This is a genomic window from Campylobacter sp. W0014, assembly GCF_020135975.1.
Lineage (GTDB): Bacteria > Campylobacterota > Campylobacteria > Campylobacterales > Campylobacteraceae > Campylobacter_D.
This window is the reverse complement of the sequence record NZ_JACHTR010000072.1, coordinates 1-1,129: the sequence shown is the minus strand read 5'-3', so window position 1 is coordinate 1,129 and position 1,129 is coordinate 1. Positions and strand designations below refer to the sequence as shown.

1 protein-coding gene is annotated in these 1,129 nt (G+C 25.6%); it reads left to right on the top strand.

Annotated features, from left to right (window positions below):
- The coding region (locus H2277_RS08985; protein ID WP_337201964.1) for a hypothetical protein at nt 1–1,129 on the top strand (1,129 nt) is incomplete at both ends.

Below are 1,129 nucleotides of genomic sequence, written 5' to 3'. Positions count from 1 at the left end.
AGATGAAAGCAGTGGTTTAGGAAGACTTAGTATCTTTTATAAAAATGATGAACTTTGCTTGCTTAATTATTCTATTATAGAAAATTCTTTAAATATTAAATTAGAATGTTTAAGCAAACAAAGCTTAGAGTATAAAGACTTAATTTCAAACACTTTAAAAGAACAAAAAACCACACAAGTAGATAAAAAACAAGCTATAGCTAAACTTCATGCTCTTTTAGAAAATCAAAATGTAGAATGTATCCATGGAGGTAAAGTTATACTTAAATCAAACAAAGGAAAAACTTTTAAAGATGATGGTATCCCTATAATGCTAGAAAGTGATTTGCTTGATTCTAGTATAGTAGCTTGTCCTAATACTATAGCAGGTGTAAGTGTTCCTTGTACTAAGGTAGTGGATATTAAAGGCTCCTTATCTCAAAAGAAAGTTAATAATGAATTTGTAATCTTACAAGAACTCATCTCAGCTTGCATTACAGATAAAGGCTTTCCTTTAAAAGTAAGCTTTACTCCTACTAAGTTTAAATATGATCATAGTTTTAATCCCAAAGAAGGGTTAGAAAAACAAAGTAATAATATAGCAGAATTAAAAGAGCCTATAATAAGACTTCATTATAAAAGTGATAGATTTCAAAAAGATAATTTACCTATTTATAATCTTTTAATTAATAATGAAAAAAAAGAACAAGATAAGGCTTTAAATGAATTCAATATAGAACAAAAAGATTTAAAAGATATAGAGGATATAAATATTCTTAATCAATTCAAACAAGACTTTAGTAAAGATTATGAATTTAAAGAATTAAATCTTAGCTTTGATACTAATTTAATCAAACTTTATTTTATTATCCCTAAAAATATCCCTAAAGCCTATAAAGATGCTTATAAAAAATTTGAAAATAAAGATTTAGGAGCAGGGTATTTTACACAGCTACATGAATATGATAAAATTATTAGAAATTCCTTAAAAGATAATAAAGAATTAAATGAATATCATTTTAGTTTTTTAGCCCCTGCAAAAATGAAAAATTTAAAACTTCAAATCGCACAAGGACTAGATGAAATCTTAGAAGATGAAGATAGAAAACAAGAACTTTATGTTTGTAAATTTGTGGTGGTAAATGGGGTT